This window comes from Mycobacterium sp., assembly GCF_047975165.1.
GTDB lineage: Bacteria > Actinomycetota > Actinomycetes > Mycobacteriales > Mycobacteriaceae > Mycobacterium.
This window is the reverse complement of the sequence record NZ_JBKECZ010000110.1, coordinates 1-2,451: the sequence shown is the minus strand read 5'-3', so window position 1 is coordinate 2,451 and position 2,451 is coordinate 1. Positions and strand designations below refer to the sequence as shown.

At 62.1% G+C, this 2,451-nt stretch carries 3 protein-coding genes; 1 reads left to right on the top strand and 2 read right to left on the bottom strand.

Annotated elements, in window-relative coordinates:
* Positions 1–465: undecaprenyl diphosphate synthase family protein (locus tag ACK5M9_RS11715; RefSeq protein ID WP_416893340.1), on the bottom strand; the 465-nt coding region annotated here is incomplete at its 3' end.
* Between the two features lie 72 nt (positions 466–537).
* On the opposite strand from ACK5M9_RS11715, the gene trhA reads away from it, so the two are divergent.
* A complete protein-coding gene (gene trhA / locus ACK5M9_RS11710; protein ID WP_416893339.1) occupies positions 538–1,320 on the top strand; it encodes a PAQR family membrane homeostasis protein TrhA in 783 nt (260 codons plus the stop codon).
* Between the two features lie 19 nt (positions 1,321–1,339).
* Here trhA and ACK5M9_RS11705 read toward each other — a convergent pair whose 3' ends face one another.
* The gene (locus ACK5M9_RS11705) at positions 1,340–2,272 is read right to left on the bottom strand and encodes an IS481 family transposase (protein WP_416893338.1); all 933 of its coding nucleotides are present in this window, start codon (positions 2,270–2,272) and stop codon (positions 1,340–1,342) included.
* Positions 2,273–2,451 lie beyond the last annotated feature (179 nt).

The following is a 2,451-nucleotide window of genomic DNA, read 5'->3' as shown; positions in this document are numbered from 1 at the left end:
GCCGACCGCAAGATTCACGTGCAGGCCCGTGTTGCCCGCGGTTCGATCCTGCGCCGCCGCCAGCAGGAGCCGTAGCGGCTCCGGCAGGCCCGCGCTGGATCCGACGTGCTGGATTCGCCAGTCGCGGAAGCGGGAGAGCTCATCCGCGAGGTCGCCGATGATGTCAAAGAGAGCGTCGAGCTCGTCCGTGGTGCGCCCGCCCAGGTTGTCGGCAGAAAGCAAATAGAGAGTGGCCCGCCGGATGCCGAGGTCATCACACCACACGAGGAACTCGCGAACCTTTTCTGCCCCCGCCCGGTGGCCGTGCGCGGCGGATTCGAGATCGCGCAGACGCGCCCAGCGTCGGTTTCCGTCGATGATCATTGCGACGTGCGTGGGGAGTTCTGCACTGTCGAGCCGGGCACGCAGTCGTCGCTGGTAGAGCCGGTAAAGCGGGCCACCGGAGCCTGAATCCCGCGCGTGCACACGACCACGCTACTCGCCCCGCCGCGCCGGAACGCTCAGCGTCCCACCATCCACGCGGCCTAGCATGAGCCCGTGCCTGCCGCGACCGATGACATCGACCGTTCCGCGGCTTCGTCCGCGTCGAAGCAACCGCATTTCCCTCACCCCGGGGATGTTGCGAACACTGTCGCCGACGCACACCTGCCGCTACTGGCGGACGCGCGGCGCACTCCCGACGAGGTGAAGCCCAGCTGGCGGGGCTGGATTCATGCGGCAACCTTTCCGATTGCCATCGCCCTCGGCGTGGTATTGGTCACCCTCGCCGACGGCACCGCGGCGAAGGCGTCCACCGCGGTGTTCTTCGCGAGTTCCCTGCTGTTGTTCGGGGTGTCCGCGCTGTACCACCGCATCAACTGGTCACCGGGTGTCAAGCGCACTTTCAAGCGGCTCGATCACGCGAACATCTTTCTGCTTATCGCAGGCACCTACACGCCGATGGCCGTTCTCGGCCTGCCCTGGCCGAAGTCCATCATTCTGCTGTCGATTGTCTGGGTCGGTGCCGCGCTCGGGATCGGATTCCGCGTGTTCTGGGTTGGCGCACCGCGCTGGCTTTACGTGCCGCTCTACGTGCTGCTCGGCTGGGCCGCGATGATGTATCTGCTGGACTTTTTCGCCGCTGTCCCCGTCTCGATGATCCTCGTGCTCGCGGGCGGCATCTTCTACACCGTCGGTGCGGTCTTCTACGGTCTCAAGCGCCCCAACCCGTTGCCGGGGGTGTTCGGCTTCCACGAACTCTTCCACGCCTGCACCCTGCTGGCGTTCCTCAGCCACTGGACGGCGATCCTGCTGATCGCACACAATCCGCCGGCCTTCTAGGTGTGCAACTGACGGACGGCTATGACAGCGGGTTCTGTGTTTTCTGTTTGAGGCGTTCGTAGGGGGTTTGCCCGCCGAGTGCGCCGTGGGGTCGATCGTAGTTGTAGTGGTCTTCCCATTGCTGGAGGCGTTCAGCAAAGAGGTTTGCATCGTCGACGACTTCGCCTTCTAAGAGCCGGTAGAACTCCTCAGAATCGATCCGGTGCGATCTTTCTACCTTTCCGTTCAACCGGGGTGTTCGGGGCCGGATCTTCACATGGCCGATGCCCTTGTCCAGAAGGTGCCAGTGGAACGCTTGCCCGAACTCCTGCCCATTGTCGGTTTGTACTTGCTCGACCTGGAACGGAAGTTTCGAGAGCACATGATCGATGAACCCGATCGCGGTCTTCTGGTTGTTGCGCGGATAGGCGCGCAGCACCCGGATGCGGGTGCAGTCATCAATCGCGGTGTACTGGTAGTAGCGTTTCTTCCGGCTCGTTTGCCCGAGTGGTTCGATGAATTTCACGTCCACTTGTAGAGCGTGCCCGGGACGTTGCTTTTCGTAACGCTTCCAGCGGGTCTGGGTTCGTTTATAGCGTTGTGACGCGGGGAGGCGACTCAAGCCGACCTTGTGCAGGATCCGCCAAACCCCGGACGGGCTGATCGTGATGTCGTGATAGCGGGCTAGGTACATCGCGATCTTGTGTGGGCCGAAGTGGTACTGCTGGCGTAGCCAGAGGATCTTCTCGATCACTTCCGGATCAGTCTTGTTGGGCTGATGATGCGGTTCGCTGGAGCGGTCTTTCAGCCCATCAAGGCCTTCATCTTCGTAACGGCGTTTCCATTTGTAGTACGCCTGGCGGCTGATGCCGTAGTAGCGGCACGTCGCCGCGACATTCCCGCTGACTTCTTCGACGTGCCGCAAAACCGCCAGCTTGTGCTTCGCTCGACGCTCGAGCTCTCGTGGTGACATGGAACCTTCCTCCCAATCGGAAGACCCAACTGTCAACAACCTCCAACAGATTTAGAACTAGAGCGACCGCGTCACGCTTGAACTCGTTCGAGAACTAAACCGGCATCACTGCCATACCCTCCGGCCCAAGGTGACGTCCCGCTGAGTGGTGGAGTTTCTCTACACCGTGCGGCATCAGG

Coding starts and splice junctions, on each gene's coding strand:
- ACK5M9_RS11705 (WP_416893338.1), bottom strand. CDS start 2,272: ATGTCACCACGAGAGCTCGAGCGTCGAGCGAAGCACAAGCTGGCGGTT.